The 615-nt window shown below is 70.7% G+C and carries 1 protein-coding gene; it reads left to right on the plus strand.

What is annotated here, in order from left to right; genetic code table 11:
• Nucleotides 1-615 (plus strand): GAF domain-containing protein (locus IE329_RS40080; RefSeq protein ID WP_190215996.1); only part of this gene is annotated, 615 nt, incomplete at both ends.

Raw genomic sequence — 615 nt, forward strand, 5'->3', positions numbered from 1 at the left:
TGGACGAACTCACCCCGCTGGTCGGCGCCCAGTACGGCGCCTTCTACCTCGCCGACGAGACCGCCGACGGCCCGGAGCTGCGGCTGATCAGCTCGTACGGCATGCGCGACCTGCCCGGCAGCCCGGGGCGGCCGCTGTCCTTCCGGTTCGGCCAGTCGCTGGTCGGGCAGGCGGCCCGCAGCCGGCGCACCATCTCGATGGACGACGTGCCGGCCGGGTACGTCACCATCGCCTCGGGCCTCGGCGCCACCGCGCCCAACTCCCTGATCCTGCTGCCGATCGTGGTCGAGGGGCAGGTCCTGGGGGTGATCGAGCTGGCCTCCGTGCACCGGTTCACCCAGACCCACCGGGACTTCCTGGACCAGCTGATGGAGACCGTCGGCGTCAACGTCAACACCATCGTGGCCAACGCCCGGACGGACGAGCTGCTCGGCGAGTCCCAGCGGCTCACCGCCGAGTTGCAGGTCCGCTCCCGGGAACTCCAGTCCCGCCAGGAGGACCTGCAGTCCTCCAACGCCGAACTGGAGGAGAAGGCCGCGCTGCTGGCCGCGCAGAACCGCGACATCGAGACCAAGAACCTGGAGATCGAGCAGGCCCGCCAGGAGCTGGAGGACC

The sequence above is a fragment of the Kitasatospora indigofera genome, from assembly GCF_014655955.1.
Classification (GTDB): Bacteria; Actinomycetota; Actinomycetes; order Streptomycetales; family Streptomycetaceae; genus Kitasatospora; species Kitasatospora indigofera.